18 protein-coding genes and 5 pseudogenes are annotated in these 19,904 nt (G+C 57.6%); 17 read left to right on the top strand and 6 right to left on the bottom strand.

Annotated elements, in window-relative coordinates:
- Nucleotides 1-288: 288 nt before the first annotated feature.
- Nucleotides 289-1,322: pseudogene (locus BRAGE_RS49995) on the top strand (IS110 family transposase).
- 382 nt (nucleotides 1,323-1,704) lie between these two features.
- Here BRAGE_RS49995 and BRAGE_RS0130100 read toward each other — a convergent pair.
- A complete protein-coding gene (locus tag BRAGE_RS0130100) occupies nucleotides 1,705-2,679 on the bottom strand; it encodes an ABC transporter substrate-binding protein (RefSeq protein WP_027564836.1) in 975 nt (324 codons plus the stop codon).
- 225 nt (nucleotides 2,680-2,904) lie between these two features.
- Here BRAGE_RS0130100 and BRAGE_RS53410 point away from each other — a divergent pair.
- Both BRAGE_RS53410 and BRAGE_RS0130090 read left to right on the top strand, forming a co-directional pair.
- Nucleotides 2,905-3,580: pseudogene (locus tag BRAGE_RS53410) on the top strand (IS5 family transposase); the annotation flags it as partial.
- 142 nt (nucleotides 3,581-3,722) lie between these two features.
- Complete coding sequence (locus BRAGE_RS0130090) at nucleotides 3,723-4,832, top strand: IS630 family transposase (RefSeq protein ID WP_051378153.1); 1,110 nt, start codon at nucleotides 3,723-3,725, stop codon at nucleotides 4,830-4,832.
- 2 nt (nucleotides 4,833-4,834) lie between these two features.
- Here BRAGE_RS0130090 and BRAGE_RS49990 read toward each other — a convergent pair whose 3' ends face one another.
- Nucleotides 4,835-6,388 (bottom strand): DEAD/DEAH box helicase, encoded by a 1,554-nt coding sequence (locus BRAGE_RS49990; protein WP_231164245.1) that lies wholly within the window; start codon nucleotides 6,386-6,388, stop codon nucleotides 4,835-4,837.
- Between the two features lie 61 nt (nucleotides 6,389-6,449).
- Nucleotides 6,450-6,800 carry a DUF2158 domain-containing protein gene (locus BRAGE_RS57095; RefSeq protein ID WP_167336530.1) on the bottom strand — a complete coding sequence of 117 codons (351 nt, stop codon included), beginning with the start codon at nucleotides 6,798-6,800 and terminating at the stop codon, nucleotides 6,450-6,452.
- Nucleotides 6,801-6,838: 38 nt separating this feature from the next.
- On the opposite strand from BRAGE_RS57095, the gene BRAGE_RS0130075 reads away from it, so the two are divergent.
- The 7 genes and pseudogenes from BRAGE_RS0130075 (at nucleotide 6,839) to BRAGE_RS49985 (ending at nucleotide 11,719) form a co-directional block, all read left to right on the top strand.
- Nucleotides 6,839-7,693, top strand: a complete 855-nt coding sequence (locus BRAGE_RS0130075) for a type IV toxin-antitoxin system AbiEi family antitoxin domain-containing protein (protein ID WP_027565191.1) — start codon at nucleotides 6,839-6,841, stop codon at nucleotides 7,691-7,693.
- A pseudogene (locus BRAGE_RS0130070) lies at nucleotides 7,680-7,886 on the top strand (nucleotidyl transferase AbiEii/AbiGii toxin family protein); the annotation flags it as partial. The gene BRAGE_RS0130075 and the pseudogene BRAGE_RS0130070, both read left to right, overlap by 14 nt.
- A gap of 87 nt (nucleotides 7,887-7,973) precedes the next feature.
- Entirely contained in the window at nucleotides 7,974-8,396 is a 423-nt protein-coding gene (gene tnpA / locus BRAGE_RS0130065) for an IS66-like element accessory protein TnpA (RefSeq protein WP_035729932.1), read from the top strand.
- Nucleotides 8,390-8,743, top strand: coding sequence for an IS66 family insertion sequence element accessory protein TnpB (gene tnpB, locus BRAGE_RS0130060; RefSeq protein ID WP_027557044.1), 354 nt, complete (start codon nucleotides 8,390-8,392; stop codon nucleotides 8,741-8,743). The genes tnpA and tnpB overlap by 7 nt, the downstream gene beginning before the upstream one ends.
- Nucleotides 8,744-8,794: 51 nt before the next feature.
- Complete coding sequence (tnpC, locus tag BRAGE_RS0130055; RefSeq protein ID WP_027557045.1) at nucleotides 8,795-10,360, top strand: IS66 family transposase; 1,566 nt, start codon at nucleotides 8,795-8,797, stop codon at nucleotides 10,358-10,360.
- A complete protein-coding gene (locus BRAGE_RS0130050; protein ID WP_027557046.1) occupies nucleotides 10,357-10,959 on the top strand; it encodes a plasmid pRiA4b ORF-3 family protein in 603 nt (200 codons plus the stop codon). The genes tnpC and BRAGE_RS0130050 overlap by 4 nt, the downstream gene beginning before the upstream one ends.
- Before the next feature lie 49 nt (nucleotides 10,960-11,008).
- A complete protein-coding gene (locus tag BRAGE_RS49985; protein WP_051378152.1) occupies nucleotides 11,009-11,719 on the top strand; it encodes a nucleotidyl transferase AbiEii/AbiGii toxin family protein in 711 nt (236 codons plus the stop codon).
- Nucleotide 11,720: 1 nt separating this feature from the next.
- Here BRAGE_RS49985 and BRAGE_RS56485 read toward each other — a convergent pair whose 3' ends face one another.
- Together BRAGE_RS56485 and BRAGE_RS53395 are read right to left on the bottom strand one after the other, a co-directional pair.
- Entirely contained in the window at nucleotides 11,721-12,080 is a 360-nt protein-coding gene (locus BRAGE_RS56485; RefSeq protein WP_063617239.1) for a hypothetical protein, read from the bottom strand.
- Nucleotides 12,081-12,453: 373 nt separating this feature from the next.
- Nucleotides 12,454-13,320, bottom strand: a complete 867-nt coding sequence (locus tag BRAGE_RS53395; protein ID WP_084335013.1) for a protein-L-isoaspartate O-methyltransferase family protein — start codon at nucleotides 13,318-13,320, stop codon at nucleotides 12,454-12,456.
- Nucleotides 13,321-13,906: 586 nt separating this feature from the next.
- Here BRAGE_RS53395 and BRAGE_RS0130025 point away from each other — a divergent pair.
- From BRAGE_RS0130025 to BRAGE_RS0130010, 5 genes and pseudogenes are all read left to right on the top strand, one after another.
- Nucleotides 13,907-15,009, top strand: a protein-coding gene (locus tag BRAGE_RS0130025) for an IS3 family transposase (RefSeq protein ID WP_108914720.1) whose coding sequence is annotated in 2 segments (ribosomal slippage) — nucleotides 13,907-14,168 and nucleotides 14,168-15,009 — 1,104 coding nt in all. Because the reading frame shifts where the segments join, the coding sequence is not laid out codon by codon here.
- Between the two features lie 162 nt (nucleotides 15,010-15,171).
- The gene (locus BRAGE_RS49975) at nucleotides 15,172-15,441 is read left to right on the top strand and encodes a hypothetical protein (protein WP_027564553.1); all 270 of its coding nucleotides are present in this window, start codon (nucleotides 15,172-15,174) and stop codon (nucleotides 15,439-15,441) included.
- A 74-nt stretch (nucleotides 15,442-15,515) separates the two neighbouring features.
- Nucleotides 15,516-16,223, top strand: coding sequence for a 2OG-Fe(II) oxygenase (locus tag BRAGE_RS53390; RefSeq protein WP_159073978.1), 708 nt, complete (start codon nucleotides 15,516-15,518; stop codon nucleotides 16,221-16,223).
- Nucleotides 16,224-16,660: 437 nt separating this feature from the next.
- A pseudogene (locus BRAGE_RS49970) lies at nucleotides 16,661-17,089 on the top strand (TrbI/VirB10 family protein); the annotation flags it as partial.
- Nucleotides 17,086-17,343, top strand: a complete 258-nt coding sequence (locus tag BRAGE_RS0130010) for a DUF2274 domain-containing protein (protein WP_027564552.1) — start codon at nucleotides 17,086-17,088, stop codon at nucleotides 17,341-17,343. The pseudogene BRAGE_RS49970 and the gene BRAGE_RS0130010, both read left to right, overlap by 4 nt.
- On the opposite strand, the gene BRAGE_RS53385 is transcribed toward BRAGE_RS0130010, so the two are convergent.
- Nucleotides 17,307-18,218, bottom strand: a complete 912-nt coding sequence (locus tag BRAGE_RS53385) for a LysR family transcriptional regulator (protein ID WP_245161746.1) — start codon at nucleotides 18,216-18,218, stop codon at nucleotides 17,307-17,309. The two genes, BRAGE_RS0130010 and BRAGE_RS53385, sit on opposite strands and share 37 nt — an antisense overlap.
- A gap of 310 nt (nucleotides 18,219-18,528) precedes the next feature.
- Between BRAGE_RS53385 and BRAGE_RS57090 the strand changes: the two are divergent.
- Nucleotides 18,529-18,750 (top strand): annotated as a pseudogene (locus tag BRAGE_RS57090) (transposase); the annotation flags it as partial.
- An 853-nt stretch (nucleotides 18,751-19,603) separates the two neighbouring features.
- The coding region (locus BRAGE_RS49965) for a TauD/TfdA dioxygenase family protein (protein ID WP_245161736.1) at nucleotides 19,604-19,904 on the top strand (301 nt) is incomplete at its 3' end.

The following is a 19,904-nucleotide window of genomic DNA, read 5'->3' as shown; positions in this document are numbered from 1 at the left end:
ACTTGCCCGACCTGGGATCTCCCGTGAAATCGCTGAGATCATGCTCAACCACGTGACCGGTGGAGGCAAATCCGATCTCGATGAGATATACAACAGGTATGACTATCTTCCTGAGAGGCGGGCGGCGCTACAGAAGCCCGAAGCTCACCTGAAAAAGAGAGTGGCGAGCTAGATGCCGTAATGGGCCCTGCTCCGAGCAAGGGTCATGATGGTGGCTGTCCCCCGATAGATGGTGAAACGGGGTCACGACGAGAGTCGGCCCCAAGCATCTAGAGACGGAGGACAGCCGTGGAGAACTATGCCGGAATCGACGTGTCATTGGAACTGTCGAACGTGTGCGTTGTGGATGCTCAGGGTAAGATCCTGAAGGAGGCGAAGGTCGCGAGCGAACCCGACGCCTTAGTTGAATTTTTCGAGACGCTTGGCTTTGCAGTGAAGCGGATCGGGCTGGAGGCAGGGCCGCTGTCGCAATGGCTGCATGCTGGGCTGAGAAAAGCAGGATTTGAAACGATTCTGCTGGAAACGCGTCACGTAAAGGCCGCACTATCGGCGATGACGGTCAAGACGGATCGCAAGGATGCCCGCGGGATCGCCCAGTTGATCCGGATGGGATGGTTTCGGACGGTACACGCAAAGTCGATCGATGCGCAGGAGATCCGGGCCCTCCTGATCGCACGCAAACAGCTTCTCGGGCGACTTATCGACGTGGAATTGAGTATCCGCGGGATTTTGCGCGGCTTTGGGCTGAAGGTTGGCCCGGTGACGCGGAGGAATTTCGAAGCGCGGATCCGAGAGTTGGTTGCCGGTCAGGCGACATTGGAGCGCATTGCCAGTGCGATGCTTTCGGCACGATCGGCCCTGAAGGCAGAGTACGGAAGGCTGCACAAGGCTGTGCTGGCAATTGTGCGTGACGATGCGGTCTGTCGCCGGTTGATGACAGTGCCGGGAGTTGGTCCCCTGGTGGCTGTTACCACAAGTCGGCGATTGATAACCCTCATCGCATCGTAAAATCGAAGGCAGCAGGCGCGCTGTTCGGGCTCACGCCAAAGAAATACCAATCGGGAGAGAAGGACGTCACAGGCGGGATCACGCTGGCCGGCGACGAGACGGTGCGCACGGCGCTCTATGAAGCTGCCAACGTTCTGCTGTCGCGCATCACGCGGTTCTCAAAACTCAAGCGCTGGGGGATGGATGTCGCCAAGCGGCGAGGCTCGAAGCGCGCAAAAGTCGCCCTGGCACGTAAGCTCGCAGTGATCCTGCATCGGATCTGGGTCGACGGCACAACTTACCGATGGACTGACGCCGGCCCGATCGCAGCATAGAAAACGTGGAGGAGATCAAGAACGCAACCGGGCTGAACTGAAGCTCGGTGCCCGAAGTCCCGTCGCCGGGACGGTGGATCCGGTGAAGCCGTTACACGGCCAGTGGTCGTCATCTGACGAACCCCGCGTATCTAGATAGGCTCACCGCTCCCTCTGACAGCATGATGTGGCGGCCAGGCGTTGACCACGGACAGAAGCATGAGCTCGGCGACGAGACGTTCACTCGGGAGGCTTGACATCATCGGGCCCATTACAGAAGGCCGTGTACCCATAAACCGGCGGCGTGATGCGACCGAAGCAATGTCTGCTTTGCCCCCATAGCGACCGACTCCATGCGGCAGCGCAATATGTCGCGATGGGCCAACGCCAGACTTTGTGGACCTTACTCGATCACCTTGTCGGCGCCTGCAAGAAGATACGCCGGAATTTCAAGTCCCAGTACTTTGGCTGTTTTGAGATTGATATAAATCTCGTATCGATCTGGCTGTTCGACCGGGAGGTCAGCAGGCTTGGCCCCCCGAATTATCCTATCGACATAAACGGCACCTTGCCTCGCAATTGCAAAAAGGTCGGGCCCCAGGCTTATTAAACCTCCCGCAATAACCGTTTCCCGAAACCCATGGCAGTTAGGTAGGCGATGGGCGAGAGAGAGCTCTGCGATGGCTTTTGAGTTTATGGAAGTGAGCAGGCCAGCGATGACGATTAGACCGTCAACCTTGCTTTGCTGTATCTGTTCAAACGCGGCGGGCAAATCATCTGCGGTCTTTACATAAGTCGTGGTCAGTTCGAGGTGCATGTCAGAGGCAGCCCGCTCCAAGGATCTCATGGCAAACGTAACGTTCGGATCACCCTGCGCGGCTAGAACAGCAATCTTTTTAAGTGCTGGCACTAACTCCTTCAGCATCTGTAGTCGCTTCGCATAGGTGTCGATCGCAGCTTCGAACGAAACCCCGGTCATATTACCGCCAGGATGTGAGAGGCTTTGAACCAATCCAATATCAACGGGAGCGCCCACCGACAGAAACACGGTGGGGATACTTTGGCTAAGGCGTTTTGCGACTACTCCACCGACCGTTCCCCAAATGACAAGGATATCGATTTCTGGGAGCAGTTTCGTGACAGCGACTTCAATTGCTTTCGCCTCAGGCGGCACAACTGAGCGGGTTACAACAATATTCTTCCCTGCAACGTAGCCGAGTGTGTCGAGCTTTTGCGTGAACTCCGCCAGCAACTGATCGCCCAACCCCCCGGTACCGATATAGCCGAGCCGCCAGAGTTTTGCGGATCTCTGGGCCTCCACCTCGAGCGGCCACATCGTTATGCCACCTGCAAGCGTGATGAACTCTCGACGCTTCATTTTCGCCTCAATGGCTACTGTTCTGAAGCAAACATACTACACTCTGCCGCTCCGACGTGTAGAGAGAACCGATGTCGGCTTCGGGTCATTTTCGACGGTTTTGGCAGGGATTGAGGGCTGGTCGATGTCCGCTACTGTCCGTAAGCGCCGCAAAAGGCTCGGGCCAGGAGCGTTGCGTTTGGCCGGACTGCCGTGATTCAAACTCCCGAACTGGGGGCTCGAATCATGCGCTACGAACTCGCCGACCACGAATGGACCGCCATCAAGCCGATGCTGCCGAACAAACCGCGTGGCGTTCCTCGGGTTAACGACAGGCGGGTCCTGAATGGCATCTTCTGGGTCCTCCGATCAGGAGCACCTTGGCGTGATCTACCCGAGGCGTTTGGTCCGTACACCACTTGCTACAACCGCTTCGTCAGGTGGCGGCGGGCAGGTGTCTGGGGCCGCATTATAGACGCGCTCGCCGCTGCCCACGACGCCGCTGTCCAGATGATCGACACCTCCATTGTCCGCGTGCATCAGCATGGAGCTTGCATCACAAGCAACCAGCGCCAATCAATGGGAAGGTCACGCGGCGGCTTGACGAGCAAAATTCATGCGGTGGTCGATAGCAACGGTCTGCCGGCTGGCTTTGAGCCCAGGCGAGGCACACGACGTTCGACTTGCCGGAAAACTGCTCTCTCGTCTGAAATCCGGGTCAATGCTGCTTGCCGACCGTGGCTATGACGCCGACTGGATCAGGGAGCTTGCCATGAAGAAGGGCGCGTGGGCCAACATCCCGCCGAAAAGCAACCGCAGCGATCCGATCTGCTTCAGCCCCTATCTCTACCGTGCTCGCAATCAGGTCGAGCGGTTCTTCAACAGGATCAAACAATGTCGTCGGGTGGCGACGCGCTACGACAAGCTGGCCGCCAACTACCTTGCCTTCGTTCAGCTCGCGTCGATCAGACTATGGCTGCGTCTTTATGAGTCCGCGTCCTAGTCATCTGGAACGCAAATTCGTCGCATTAGTTGATTGCTCGAATCTCGAGAGGAGAGCGCTAGTGGCGAATGCAGGTGTGCGAGGCCGGCCGATCGCGCCGTTGGTGCTTAGTCCGCAGGAGCGGACGTACTTGGAGAGGCAAGTTCGTCGTCATCGTGTTGCCCGGTCGCTATCTGAGCGGTGCCGCGCGATCCTGCGATGCGCGGATGGATTGCCAAGCAAGTCTGTAGCTGCCGAACTCGGCCTTCACGAACACACCGTTGGCAAGTGGCGCCGCCGATTCTTGAAGGATCGCTGTGATGGCCTGCTTGACGAAGCCCGCCCTGGCCGCCCTCGAACCATCGACGACGATCAGGTTGCTGAGGTAATCGAGCGGACATTGCGTACGACACCGCCCGACGCGACGCACTGGTCGATCCGCTCGATGGCTGCGGAAACTCGCTTCTCTCACACCACGATCCGCCGAATGTGGACGGCGTTCGGCTTGCAGCCGCACCGCAGCCAGACATTCAAGCTGTCGAGCGATCCGCTGTTCGTCGACAAGGTGCGCGATATTGTCGGGCTTTACCTGTCCCCGCCGAACCGAGCCCTTGTCCTCAGCATCGACGAGAAAAGCCAAATCCAGGCCCTCGATCGCGAGCAGCCGGTCTTGCCGATGATGCCCGGCATACCGGAGCGTCGTACGCACAGCTATGTGCGCCATGGTACGACCACGCTGTTTGCCGCGCTCGATGTCGCCTCGGGGTTCGTCATCGGCAAATGCTACAAGCGCCACCGGGCAGTCGAGTTCTTGAAATTTTTAAAAGAGATCGATGCTCAAGTTCCTGAAGGCCTCGATGTCCATATCGTCATGGACAACTACGCCACCCACAAGACACCCAGGATCAAAGCGTGGCTCGCCCGTCGGCCGCATTATCATGTCCACTTCACGCCGACTTCCGCGTCATGGATCAATCAGGTTGAACGTTGGTTCGCTGAACTCACCAGAAAACAGATCCAGCGAGGTGTTCATACCTCCGTCAGGCAGCTCGAGGCCGACATCCGTACCTTCATCGACCTGCACAACAACAACCCGAAGCCCTTCAAATGGACCAAGTCCGCTGACCAGATATTGGCTTCCGTCAAACGCTTCTGCCACAAAGCCCAGCAGACTTTATGTGGCGAACTTTAGATTCACCTGACTAGATCCTGACTCGAACCTTTGCCAAACAGAGGTTGGATCAGTGGGCCATCGACCATTTCCGCTCCTGTCGTGGGATCGATGAAGCGGAAATAGCCATTGCCGAGAAGAAGGCCTTCATCAAGCGGAACGGGCCTTTCCGTCCGCCGCAGGAGTCGGGCTCCAAGCCACTGCTCAAGACCATTGGTGTCGCCGATCACCGCCGAAAGCGCGATGATCTGCGGCTCGATCCCTTCGTGCCGCCGCATGCGGATGAGGGTCAGGATGAACTCCAAATTGGCGCCGCGGCCTCGATCGGCGATCATCTGGGCTTCATCGATCACGATCACGCCGACCTGTGCCAACACATGAGGAAAGGTGAGGGCAATGGCGGCAAACTTCTCATAGGTCAGAAGTCCAATATCGTACCGACCCTTCAAGAGCGGTGAGATATCGTCCGTCTCGCCTGTTGCTTCCACAGTACGTATGCCGAACCCGCCATACACGTTTTCGAAGTACCTTCGCTTGTCCGCTACGAGAGCCTTCAGCGGAAGCAAGAACAGAGCGCGCTTTCGGTCTACGACGCTTCTGAGCGCCGCGAGCTCGCCAACCATGGTTTTGCCGGAGGATGTTGGAGCCGACACAACCAGATTTTCGCCATCCAAAACGCCGAAATCGTTGATGGCAGCTATCTGGAGCGCATTCAGTGACGGAATTGCACCTGCCCAGGCGGTGATTAGGCCGTCCGGAAAACCTGCGCTGGTAAGGCTGGCGAGATCAGAACTGATCTTCGCAGGCATTCGTTCTGGGAACGCGGCCCTATACTTGTCCCCTGCGACAAATACCGGCCACTCAATGCCTCCATCGATACTTCCGCGCATGGTGGGATTCTGTTGTTTTCCCCCTTGTAGTGCAGCGGCCTTTACCCGGTTGGTGACGTGCTCGATAAGACGGTAAAGGGATATCCTGCCGGCATTGGCGACTTCCTCGGCACCACGCAGCGCCTCCAGCAAATAATGTGTGAGGAATCCATGCCCGAACCGGCGATCTTCATAGGCCGGTTCATTGGCGGCGGACGCGGTCAAGATGATCCGGCCCTCGCCGGCGAGTTGAGCTAATCTGGCTTCTGTGGATTCAAGGCTTCGTGGCTTGGTATCGACTCTCAAGACCTTTGCGCCTATGCCTCCCGAGAAGCAGCAGTCGAGAAATAGTACAAGCCGCTTGGCGGGTATCCGTGCGAACCATTCCTGCAGGATATCGAGTGGCACGGCGGAACCGCTAAGATCTGCCAAATCAGCATCATGAGTGACGAGTTCGTGCGTCTCAGATCCGTGCCCCGAAAAAGCAATCACGACGGTATCTTCGGGATCACACGTGGCTAGTCTGTCGAATTCGGCTTCCAAGCCTGCGCGCGTCGCACTCTCGTCCGTGAGCAACGAACTTTCGCCTCCGAGAGTGTCCGAGAATAGCGCTTCCAGCGCCATCGCATCGCGTCGGGCGCAGGTGAGTTCATCTATGTCTTGGGAGGCGTAACGGTCGATGCCGATGAAGAGACCGCGAAACGCCATGACGCACCTTTAGGACCTGACGATCCCGACCGAGAATGCCGTGTTCGGCTTCTCGGCCTTCTCAAGCAGAGAAGCTCTTTTCCTGAGCGATCTGCTTGTTCCCAACCTTCTCGAAGCAGACGCACCAAACCGCCTCTTCCTGGAACATTGCGGTTATGCCGACCTTTTCGACTGTCATCACGGGGCCGCCTGATTTCACTCGAACCAGGTCGCCCCGGTTTGAATTCACTGCCTTCCATCTTTCATCTCTTTCGAGTTGCCTTGAGCCTGCTGGGTTTGCATTCGTAACGTCAGTTTGTTCTTTATTTGTTCGTTTCGCAACTTGTCCTAAATCATCATCCACAGGACGCGTCGCGGTTGAAGTAGACGGTTTGGATATCAACTGATGATTGACAAATATAGATAATTTCAAACTAGTCTTCGGTTTGAAAATATGCTATTATATCAATCATGGATAGACAAAAAGGCCAACTCCTAAACCGGCTTGACAAGTTCCTGCCTGAGGGGCTTGTCGTGGATTCCGTCTGGCTCAAGCGGCACGGCTACTCCACCCAGCTCCAGCATCTGTATGTGACGCGTGGCTGGCTCGAACAGCCAACCCGCGGGGTTTTCCGGCGACCGCGCTACGAATTGAGCTGGCAGCAGGTCGTCATATCCCTGCAGGGCATCCTGAACTATTCACCGCTCGTCGTGGGCGGGCGAACGGCGCTCGAATTACAAGGATACGCTCACTACCTGCCGCAAGCGACGACTCGCGTTCACCTCTACGGCCCCAAGTCTCCGCCATCCTGGGTGAACAAGCTGCCGCTGTCCGTGAAGTTCGTCTACCACAACGACCGGCGGCTCTTCAAAAACGAACCCGTCGCGAAGGGCATAAGCAGTGTCCGCTGGAATGTCGAAACCGGGAAGATGCTCGATGATACGGCTTTTCGGGGAGGCGACGTAACTCAACTGAACTGGGGCCAATGGGACTGGCCTATAACCCTGTCGACGCCCGAGCGCGCTGTTTTCGAACTGCTCGACGAATTGCCCAACAACGAAAGCTTCGAACAGGTCGATGCCCTACTCGGTGGCCTTGCCAATCTTCGCCCCGATCGCTTGCAAAAACTCCTGAAGGATTGCGCAAGCGTTAAGGTGAAGCGTCTCTTCTTTTACTTCGCCGACCGTCACAACCATGCCTGGCTCAAACGGCTTAACAAGCAAGCCGTCGATCTTGGGCATGGTAAACGTATGCTCGTCAAAGGTGGTGTTCTCGATCCGACCTATCAGATAACGGTGCCGGGAGATCTCCATGGCGTTCGTTGATGCTTACAAAAAGCAGGTCGCGCTGTTGCTGCGCGTTCTCCCATTTGTCACCGAAGAGAAATGCTTCGCACTGAAAGGCGGCACCGCGATCAATCTTTTCGTCCGCGATCTGCCGCGCCTCTCGGTCGATATCGATCTAACCTATATTCCTGTCGCGCCGCGAGCTGAATCCCTTTCCGACATCGATGCAGCGTAAGCGTAGCGCCGAGGCCCTTTGGATTGTTTGTGCGGAGTCTTGAGAGCACCGTTAGAAGAGTCATCTTCTGGAAGGGTGCTCACAATGGACGACCATTCTGACGACATAAGACGACCGTTGTCACCGCGTATTGAAGTGTTCGCAGGCGCAGGTCGCAAGCGCTGGCCGGATGATTTGAAGGCGCACATTGCCGCGGAAAGCCTCGAGCCGGGGGCGGTTGTCACAGACGTCGCCCGTCGCCATGGCTGCCGGCCCCAGCAGGTGCATGACTGGCGGCGCCGGGCGCGTTTGGGCCAGTTGGTATTGCCGGCGTCGGCGGACACGCTGTCGTTCGTGCCGGTGATGTCGGAATCGGCGTTGCCTGCGGCCGCAGACCCCTCCGGGTCGCCGGAAGCCGCCGTTGTGACGGTTGAGTTCCAGGGCGCGCGCGTGGAGGTGCGCGGGGCGCCTGGCCTTGCTGTATTGAGCGATGTGTTCATTGCGCTCCGACGGACACGTTCATGCTGACGCCACCCGCGAGCCTCATGATCTACGTGGCGACGCAACCTGTCGACTTCAGGAAGGGAGCGGAAGGCTTGGCGCTGCTGGCGAAGGAGACGCTGGGCCATGACCCGATGAAGGGCGTGGCGGTGGTGTTCCGTGCGAAGCGCGCCGATCGGGTGAAGATCGTCGTCTGGGACGGCAGCGGCCTTGTGATGTACTGGAAGCGGCTCGATGGCAGCGGCTTCAAATGGCCACCCATCGTGGCCGGTGTGATGCGGATGAATGCGGCCCAGCTGTCAGCACTGGTGGCCGGCATGGATTGGACGCGCATGCACGCGCCTCGAATCCCGCAGCCGAAAGCGCTTGCGTAAAGATACAGATCTTCGCTGCATCGTGACGCGAAGCATGGCAAGCTCGGGCCAATGAGTGATTTGCCCGATGAGCTGCCGAGCGATCCCGCCGAGTTGCGTGCCTTTGCCGCGGCTCTGCTGGATCGCTGCGCCCGGCTCGAGCGGTTGCTCAAGCTTGCAAAAGATGCGCAGTTCGGTCGGTCCTCGGAAAAGCTGGATGCTGATCAGCTACAGCTTGTTCTGGAGGACATCGAAGAGGCGGTCGCAGCTCTCGAAGCAGCCGAGGATCGCGTCAATCCCAGAACCTCCGAGAAGAGAGCGGCCGAGCGTAGAACCAACCGTGGTCAGCTTCCGGAGCATTTGCCGCGCATCGTCGAAACCCTGATGCCCGCTGCAACCTGCTGTCCGTCCTGCAAAGGCGATCTCTTTGAGATCGGCCACGATGAGAGCCAGAGGCTGGACGTCGTGCCGGCGCAGTATCGCGTCATCGTCACCCGCCGGCCCAAGCTGGCCTGCCGCGCCTGTCATGGCGTCGTCCTCCAGCACGCCGCGCCCGAGCGACTGATCAGGGGAGGATTGCCTACCGAGGGACTGGTCGCGCATGTCATCGATGCCAAGTATCATTGGCACTTGCCGCTTTACCGCCAGGCGCAGATGCTGGCGACGCACGGTATCGCCATCGACCGTTCCACGCTCGCCTTCTGGGTCGGCTATGCCGCCCAGGAATTGAAGCCCTTGTGGCATCGTCTGCGCCAGCTTCTGCTGGCCTCCTCGAAGCTCTGTGTCGATGAGACCCCGGCGCCGGTGCTGGATCCGGGGCGCGGCAGGACAAAGACCGGCTACTTCTGGGCGCTGTCACGCGATGACAGGCCTTGGGCCGGACCTGATCCGCCTGGGGTGGTCTATGCCTATGCACCGGGCCGCGGCGCCATTCATGGCTTGCGGCTGCTTGAAGACTATCGCGGCATCATCCACTGCGACGGCTATCAGGCTTACAAGACCATGACCCGAGAGACGCGTGCGGACGCCCTGTCCGGGACGCTCGCCTTCTGCTGGTCGCATCTGCGGCGCCAGTTTGTGAAGATCGAGCGGGAGGCTGCGCCGGCGCCAGCTCCGGTTGCCCGCGAGGCCCTCGAGCGCATCGCCCAGCTTTACGCGGTCGAGAAGGCACTCCGCGGCCGATCTGCGGACCAGCGCCGCGCGGGGCGACAAGCGCATGCCCGGCCTCTGGCTACAGCCTTGAAGCAGTGGTTTGAGGCCAAGCTTGCTCACCTTGCGCAGAAGAGCGACACGGCGAAGGCCCTGCGTTACGCGCTGCGTCATTGGGACGGCCTGACGTTCTACCTTGATGACGGGCGCATCGAGATGGACACCAATGCGGTCGAGCGAGCGATGCGGCCGATCAAGCTCAATGCCAAGAACTCCCTTTTTGCCGGTTGCGACGAAGGTGCCGAGAATTGGGCATTGCTGGCTTCGCTCATTGAGACATGTAAGCTCAATGGCGTCAGTGCCGAGCACTGGCTCGCTGACGTTCTCGCCAAGCTCGTCAATGGTTGGCCTGCGGCGCGACTAGACGAACTGCTTCCCTGGGCGTCGACCTATACGATGCATACACACGATCCGAGGCTGGCGGCATGAGCCTGAACACGACCGCGGTTCGGATCAAGGTGACCCTCAAGGATGTGAAGCCGGAGGTGATGCGTCGCCTTGTCGTACCCGTCACCCTGCGCCTTGATCGGTTGCATCTGGCGCTTCAGGAGGCATTCGGCTGGACGAACAGTCACCTCTTCGAGTTCTTCGCTGGTGAGGTCCGTTGGGGGGTTCCTGATCCCCACAACGATTACGGCCACCAGCCCATGGATGCCCGCAAAGCGCGGCTTTGCGATATCGTTCGCGAGACCGGCGCCAAGACGATCCACTATCTCTATGACTTCGGCGACAGCTGGGACCATGTGATCAAGCTCGAAAAATGGTTCGAGAACACCACGACGGAAGGGCTTCCCTTCCTGCTCGAGGCCGCCGGTCGTTGTCCTCCGGAAGACGTCGGCGGTGCGCCAGGCTATGCCGAATACCTCGCCGCCATCAGCGACCCCGGCCATCCCGAGCACGAACACATGCGTCTCTGGGGCCCGGAGCGGTTCGATCCCAACGTCGTCGACCGGAAGGCGCTCGAAGCCGCCGTCAACGCGTTGTCCGACACATGGATACCGCGGCGACGCGCCACGCAAACAAAATAGGCGTCAAGCGTCATTCAAAGGGCTGCAGAGCTACGCTTACGATGCAGCCATGAAGCGCATCGTTGCAGAGATTAAAGAGAAGATTCCCGGGGCACAGGTCCATGAGACCCGTAAAGAGGGCACGATCGTCAAACTGGTGGTTCGCTCGCAGAACGTCCAGATCAAGATTGAAGTCACGCCTGTGCTGCGTGGCTGCGTCTTCGAGCCGGTCGTGACTTCGGTGCGTCCCGCCGTCGAAGAGGCGTTTGGTTTCGCTGAGGCTCGCACGGTCTCTTTTGCTGACCTCTATGGCGGAAAAATTGTCGCTGCTTTGGATCGCCAGCATTCGCGTGATCTGTTCGATATTCGCGACCTGCTGGCCAATGAGGGAATTACCGATGAACTCCGCAAGGCCTTCATCGTCTATCTCTTGAGTCACGACAGGCCGATGTTCGAGGTACTTGGCTCGCCACAAAAAGATATCAGCGATGAATTTCTCCACGGCTTCGAAGGAATGACGGACAAGCCCGTTTTAAAGGACGAGCTGGTTGCCGCGCGCAAGACCCTGGTCGAAGAAATTGTTGGTAAGATGCCAGAGGCTCACCGGAAATTTCTAGTATCGTTCGAGCGCGGCGAGCCTGATTGGGATCTCCTCGGCATCCCCGTCGCCGCCGATCTGCCTGCCGTCAAATGGCGTCAGCAGAATCTCGACAAGCTATCGAAGGAAAAGCGCGCAGAGCTCGTTGCGGCCCTGGAAAAAGTCCTCAAGTCTCGCGCCTAGCTTACCGGCGCGACATGCCTTTCAGCTCCGCCCGACGCCTGGCGACGAGGTGTCGCGCCTCCGCCGTATCGAATCCGGCCTGCTCAAGCTGGCGTATGGTGCCAGTCAATGCAACGATCTGTGCCCGAAGGTGAAGCAATCGGATCCGCTGCTTTTCTTGCCCTTTGATAAATCCCACCAGCACTGACTTGCGTGCACAGAGCACGGAGCCCAACCTGAAGACGGGTAGTTTCGACGTCTCGGTCAGATAATAGACTTTGCGTCGAAACTCCCGTGATCCAAACAGATATTCTGCGAATGCAGCAGCACCTTCCAGGATGTCGTCAGCACGTACGTCTAAGCTCGCGGCCTTCGGCTCCATGCTCCATGTGTCCTCACAACTTCTGTTGATTGGTCCTCGGCGGCTGCAAAGGACATTCCCTGGGCAATATGGGAGTGTTCGCTTGAACCTCGCTGGCTGGGCCTCAGATTCGACCTGCCAAATCAGGTAAATATCCTTCCGCGATCAAGTCCTGCGCCTTTCACAGTTGAAGCGAAAGCACGAGACAACCTATGCCCAGCCGATTGCGCGCTGCCCACAGAAGGATTCTAGCACATCGAGCAGCTCCATTGGAGCGTTCGCAGCGACGCATCTGAATCCAGATACTAAACCAATTGCAAGTATCTAATTAGCCCTGCGCGCAGAGCGTCCGCGGCGCCAAAATCCGCGAGGTGTTCGGATAGTGCGGCGGGTTTCAGCTCTTGACGCCTAATGCCCAATCCTTAGCAACATACCAACATCGTCCCTTCGCCCGTTCCTTCCAATAGAGGGTTGAAACGTTCTGCCATCCCTTGGAGGCAAGTGCTTTCCTCAATCGTCTTTCCTCAGACGCTCCGACAGCAGCATCGCTTCCTTCAGCGAAAACAAATGACACCTCGCGTAATGCCTCCGCTGCAAACTCCTTTCTCCGACGTCTGACTAACAATGCGACAGCATGCATCGCATGTCGTCCTACAAACCGGGCTTCCGCTTCGGGAGTTCCAAGAGGAAATAGAAGACGTCCGCCCTTTTTCAGATTGTCGATCCAGGTGACAGCTGGTCGGCTTACCGCAAAGTTGACGTAAATGAGATCAGCCAATGGAAGTGCGCAGTTCTTGCCGTCGGCATTCAAAACTTCAACGTTTCCCCAAAGTCTCAGGTTCTCCCTTGCGAATTTCGCCAATGACTTGTCGTATTCGATAGCCAACACTCGCCCCTTTTTGCCGACTAGTTCGGCGAGAATGGCGCTGAAATACCCCGTTCCCGCGCCTACGTGGACGACGGTCGCCCCTGTTAGTGGTCCGACTCTGTGCATCAGCCACGCGTGAAGCGACGGACTACCATTGTTAACTCCGCGTTTTGGATCAAGGGAGATGACAACATCTTGGTAAAGAAGTGTGGGGTCGTTCGTCTGCAAACGCAAATGAGGAGCCCATGGAGTCACCGCGTGCCACCGACGGCCTACAAGAAAGTGTTCTCGCGGAACAGCCGAAAATGCCTTTTCTAATTTCTTGTCCCTATCTGCTCCGACCACGGCCAGTATCTGCCGGGCATACAGTTGTCTTACTTCGCGAATATTCATGCCTCTACCCTTGTGTCGCAAAAGTGGCGCACGCAAACATGCACCCGAGCCTAGATCATAATTGTAGGATAAGGTCTCCCAGTTAGGCGAAATCAATTGAATTTGAGTGTCTGCTTGAGGCGGCCTCATCGGTGCTTGCCACATGTTCGGTCGCATGACGAATTACTGTGAGAAGGCGATTGTAGCCGAACCGCCGGCGGACCGCCGCCAGTTCGCGCAGGGTATGGTGGTCGGCAGCGGTGCACCAGCCTCTCGCCTTGCGGCTTCCGCCACTATCGTTCTTCTTCAAGGTCCTAGAGCATGGGCGCTTCTAAAGCGCCGTCCCGGCCACGCTTGGCGTCTGACACTTCCGAGCCACTATTGGCTTTCCACCTTGGAGGTCGCGCTGAAGATCCCGTGCTTGGTGGCAGACACTGGCCGTCGCCGCTGCCGCCCTTGTCGTGTAATCACGATGACCTGCTAGTTCTTGAATTGGGCCTGACTTCATTGCGCCAGCCCGTCGCAGTGATCTGAGGCCGGCAAACTGGACCATTTTTGGCTAGAGTTTGCGCCGCGTAAATCCACCCGGCTGGGAGGAGCGACGACGATGAAGGCCTCGAAGTTTTCGGACGCCCAGAAGGCGTTCATCCTGAAGCAGGGCAGCGACGGAGGTGCGGTGGCGGAGATCTGCCGCAAGGCCGGGATCAGCCAGGCGACCTACTTCAATTGGAAGAAGAAGTATGACGGTCTGCTGCCGACCGAGATGCGCCGGCTGAGGCAGCTCGAGGAGGAGAACGCCAAGCTGAAGAAGCTGGTGGCCGATCTGTCGCTCGACAAGGAGATGCTGCAGGACGTGATCCGCCGAAAGCTATGAAGCCTGGCCGCAAGCGCAAGCTGGTCGACGAGGTCCGCAGCGAATGGCAGGTCTCGATCCGCAGGGCCTGTGACGCGCTCGAATTTGACCGCTCGACCTACCACTACAAGTCCCGTCGCTCCGGCCAGGCTGCCCTCGAACAGAAGATCAAGGAGATCTGCCATGTTCGCATCCGCTACGGCTACCGCCGTGTTCACGTCCTGCTGCGTCGTGAAGGCTGGCGCCATGGCCAGAACAAGACGCGGCGCATCTATCGCGAATTGGGCCTGCAATTGCGCAACAAATCACCCAAGCGCCGGGTCAAGGCCAAGCTGCGCGACGATCGCAGGCCGGCGACGCGATCGAACGAGACCTGGGCGATGGACTTTGTTCATGATCAGCTGGCGACCGGCGGCAAGCTCCGGGTGCTCACAGTCATTGACATCTTCTCCCGCTTCTCGCCGGCGCTGGTGCCGCGGTTCACCTTCCGCGGCAGCGACGTCGTGGAGGTACTGGAAAGGGCCTGCAAGGAAGTGGGATTCCCGGCGACGATCCGCGTCGATCAAGGCAGCGAGTTCGTGTCGCGTGATCTTGACGTTTGGGCCTATCAACGCGGCGTCACGCTGGACTTCTCACGGCCCGGCAAACCAACCGACAACGCGTTCATCGAAGCCTTCAATGGGCGCTTCCGGGCCGAATGCCTCAACGCGCATTGGTTCCTGTCCCTTGCGGATGCCCAGGAAAAAGTGGAGACTTGGCGCAGATACTATAACGAAGAACGGCCCCACGGGGCGATCGGCAATCGATCGCCGATTTTGCTGCACAACCACGTCGGCGCGTCCAGCCCGCCAACGTGATCAGAGCGCAAAACTCTAGTTCTGGGTGGTCCAAAGTTCGGTCTCGCTGCAGCAGGTCATCGACTCTACCAACTCTTGGAGGTTCTTGCGAGGCCCAGACCATCTACAATCCTACTTGGCCGAGATGGCCAAAACGATCGCAGGGAAGATAGGAGCTAGCAAATGGGCTCATCAGTACCAAACCTGATCCTCAAGACAGACTACGCCACACCAGCAGATGAAACGGTTTTGGAGTTCCACATGGACATTCCGCTCTCTCCTGAGGAGACTGCGAGAATCCGGCAGTTTCTCGCAGGGAATGATTGGCAGGCGTTGAAAGACTATGTCGGAAATTCAAGGCCCCAACTTCGTTCTCTCATATCGGAATGGATTGATAAGACAGAGGATCGCAAGCTTGGCAAGATCGTTTCGCTGAAGGCCAGGGCGTCCTAAATTTCCATGTCCCATTGTCCCCCGCTATCGCCACATCTTGCGGCGATGGCGGCTGCTCCGTGAGGAGTAACTCAGTGCTGCGAATTTCTGAATGCGATTTGACCATAGAACGTCGCGCTGAAATTCGAGCGGAATTCCAGACATTCGGATCTGCGAGGATAGTGGATTTTCTGACGCCTGATGCAGCCGCGGCTGCATCGAAAGTTCTCCAGTCGTTCGATGCATGGTCGGTTGTATCTATTGCCCCGGATGGAACGCCGATCTGTCTCGATTGGAAGGATTGGGAGCGCTCTCGTCCTGACGGGCGCCAGTCGTACAGTTCCAATGCATCGTTCCAGTATTTATTCAAGAGCTATCCGCTCTTGGAACGACTGCGTGATGGTTGCGCCACTGGAGTTCTTCGCACGATTGCTGAATACCTGACTGGCACGACGTTCCGACGCATTGTTGCAGATGCGACCGGGCATGGCGAGTTTATCCATGTCGACGGGTTTGCTTCGCGCTTTGAGGCCGGACATTTTCTAACAACGCATACCGATAAGCAGCCGCCTGGAACACCGGGAATTCGAAAGGTTGCCTACTCTCTCAATCTCACAACACAATGGGACAATGACTGGGGTGGACAGACTGCCTTTTGGAGCGATCATGATCCACCCATATGCCTTCCACCGACTTACAATACTCTCTTATTGTTCGCGGTGCCGCGACCACATTCCGTACTGTATGTGCCGCCCTATGCGCGCGGCGCTCGACTCGCCCTTACCGGATGGCTACATGAATGAGATTTGTATCCATGCGACGCGGACGGACCTGCAGCCAGCCCGCGCGATAGAGACGACGAGGAATGCATGGAAAATCCTTAGCACATCGAAACCTGCATACGAAGATGCCCGCACTAACGTCGGATTGCCGGCTGCATAGCGCATCAAGGTGTGACCTGAATAGCAGATCGCATTAAGCCGAACGAGCGAGGCCTCTTGAGCGCCGGTCAATCACGGAACTCGGCATTGCGACGCGCCGGGGCTTCGTTGTCGATGAGTCACACTCAAGCAAGCCCGCCTTTAGCGATAGCTCCGTTGCAAAGACTGTTCGCAGGATCCGCATCATTGGCCTTCTATGCAGCAAGTATCTTTTCTCTGCTCTACGCTGGTTCCCTACGACGACTGAATACTTGTTGAACTAATCCGTTATCGGGTGGAATGAAATTGCGTGCGCGGCCGCCAAGCTGATCGGCCAGTACGATAGTTCTGTGGCATTCGGCCAGAGCCGAATCCTCCTGGTCTGGACCCGCATCATCATGCCAAATGGTAGCTCGATCGCGCTGGAGCGCCAGCCGAGAGCCGAGATCGGTGTTTGCGCTGGCCTCCAGGACGAGGTCGATAATCATTGGGGCATGCTGTTCAAGGCCGCCGTCCTTTCGACTATGCTCAGCGTCGGAGCGGAGGCGGGCACAAGCCAGAATGAGAACAGCCTTGTTCAAGCGATCCGCAGCGGCGCGTCCAACAGCATCAGCCAGACCGGGCAGCAAATCGTACAGCGCCAGCTCAACATCCAGCCGACGCTGACCATCCGGCCAGGTTTCCCGGCGCGGGTCATTGTTACCCGCGGCTTAGTCCTGGCCCCTACGGCAAAGGGAGGAAGACCGTGACGAAACTCAAGCTTGGACCGCTCGAAGACGACAAGCCGGTAAAGCTCACGATCGAGCTGCCGGCGGCAGTCTTCAGAAATCTCAAAAGCTACGCCGAGATTCTGACGCGTAGCGGAAGTGCGGCGACGCCGACCGAACCTGCCAAATTGATCGCGCCGATGATGGAGCGCTTTATGGCAACCGACCGGGCCTTTGCCAAGGCACGACGAAATGCTGCTCAATTCTCGCCCGGGTCGGCGGAAAGGTCCGGATAACGTTCGCGAAGCAGGTCGAGCAGCGGACGTACTAATGGATTGCCGTTTGACTGCCGCCAATAGACGCGGAAGTTCAGCCGCGTCGGCCCCTCGGCATCATGCACCTCCCGGAAGGTGACACCGGGATAAGTCACGCCAGTCGCACTTTCCAGCGCAAGGAGAATACCGAAGTCCATGCCTACCAGGGAGAGAAGCCGGTCGAGCCCCACGTCATGGCGAAGCAGCTTGCAAGGGTCGGAAGATCCTAATTTGCTGATGAGAAGCTTGAGGAGTTCCGGTCCGGGGCCACGCTGTGACATCAAAAGCGGTTCGCGCCGCAGTTCGCCCCAGTGAACTACGTCATGACTTGCCAGAGGATGTTTCGCAGGGAGGGCTGCAACAACACGTTCGCTCCAGAGCACCAATGACTTGCCGCTCCAATTCGGATTGGGATCCGCCACGACAGCGACATCGATGGCTGAGCTGGCGAGGTCCGAGATCAGATGCTCGCTCGCGCGGTCGACAAACTGTCTATCGACATCGGGAAAGCGGTGACGGTGATCGAGGAGGGTGGCTCGGAGATTGCCGGCTGACAGGGAGGTGTGGATCCCGATGCTCAACCGGCCACTCTCGCGACGCGAGCGGGTCTTGAGGCGAGTAGCCATTGCTTCAGCTTCGACTACGATGCGCCGGGCATCCTCGAGAAATTCTCGACCTTCCATCGTTGGTCGCGTACCTCCGTTGGTACGCTCGAATAGTTTGCTGCCCAACGTGTGTTCGAGACTTCTTAGGCAGCGACTGAGCGTCGACTGCTTGATTCTAAGCGTCTCTGCCGCTTGACGGATGCTTCGATGCTGAGACGCAGCGATCGCCCAGCGTAGGTCTCGAAATTCCACAGCCACGTTCGAAGCCCTATGGTGAGTTGTCGGACCAAGTGATTTCTTGCCTCTTCATCAATTGTCCGTCGGCACGTCCGATTGCGGCCGGAATACGTACTTCAAAAACAACGATAATTCAAGCTGTGGATGTAGGATATAAAAAAACAACTACGAGGTCTTCGCCTATCTATGCACTTCGATCTGTGTCTTCGGATTTTAGGGCCAATGTCTCAGAAGACAAATCAAACAGCACAGTGCGCTTGGCGGCTCGGAGACCCGCGCCAGAATTGTTCGTATGTCGAGTTGCGCGGTCGATCTAATTCGCGGCTTTCTGAAGCCGCGCCGGGTCGCCGAGAAGGCGCTCGCCGCAATGGTACAGAAACCTATGTGCAGCGCGTTTTCGACCCGTTCGGTAGACGACCTGGCGACCTAGACCAGCATCTCGAAGAACCAAGTCAGCCAGTCATGCGCAGAGATCGACAACAAGGTGAATGCTTTTCTCGCCCAGCCGATCGACGGTGATTGGCCCTGTCTATGGATCGACGCCACCTAAGTGAAGGTGCGCCAGAATGGCCGCATAGTATCGGTCTCGGTGATCATAGCGGTCGGTGGCTCAACTGCCACAAAGCCAAATGGCATGCACTCAGTAACGGAAATCTACGTCTCCGGGCAGAACCAAAGGCAGGTCACCGCGGGGCACCTGCATTCGCACCAGTGCAAATTTCGAGAAAATCGAGGGATTAAGTCCGTTGTTAAGCTGCATCGGAAGTTGCAGCCTCCCGGTTTTGCGCCTCTCCCGCTAGTGCATGACAGTGGGTTGGTTAGAGCTGATGAAAATAAGTCGCGCATGAACAACTCCAAGTCGCGAAAATATGATTATGAGCCCGTTGAAGTAGTTATTGTGACTGTATACATCTTCAGGTAGATCTTGCTTTGCGTCCTGTGGGCTTCGCCAGTGCATGCCGCGAACCAGTTCCAATCTTCGTCGTGCGCATGAGGCCGTGCAGGATGGAGGCACGAGGCAGTCGTTGTTCGAGGATTTTCCAAGCATGAGTTCTGAGACGACGCGAACGTCGCGCGAGCTCAAAAAGAAAGCTGGTTTCGTTTCATCGACTGGACATGGATTGCGTCTATGATCTGCACTGTTGATCAGGCTGTAAATCGATCTGCTGGCCTCATATGCGAGTGCCCTTCGATGAGAACGGCACGAGGCGTGTCGATACGCAAAGGGAGTCGGATTCTTAGATGCTGGTGGTGTGTATTGGAATTGCGGCGCGGTGACCCACGCTCACATAATTCGAGTGTGCAGCATCAAGATGGTTTTGCCGGGTTTGTCGCCAGACGCGACTACCACTGAGCCTGTTTAGACATCCACAGAAAGAGGCGTCGTCATGAGTGGGACAATGGTTGTTGAAAATATCATTCCGCGAGCAGACATCGTCAGGCACGCGGAGCGGCTTGGTGCCGAAATCAAGAACATTGCGCTGTCGGACGATTTGCCTGACGATGTCATCTTAGCGTTCAAGCGGCTTCTGTTAGAGCATAAGGTCATCTTCTTCCGTGACCAGGGACATCTCGACGATGCACAGCAGCAGCGTTTTGTGCTCAGGCTCGGCTCGCTGATACCGAATCCCACAATGGCGGACACAATGGGCGGTTTAACGATCCGACAGGAGCTGTCTGATCCCGCCTGCGGTCATCTCA

The organism is Bradyrhizobium genosp. SA-4 str. CB756, from assembly GCF_000473125.1.
Taxonomy (GTDB): Bacteria; Pseudomonadota; Alphaproteobacteria; order Rhizobiales; family Xanthobacteraceae; genus Bradyrhizobium; species Bradyrhizobium arachidis.
The sequence above is the reverse complement of the archived record's forward strand: the minus strand, read 5'-3'. Positions and strand labels throughout refer to the sequence as shown.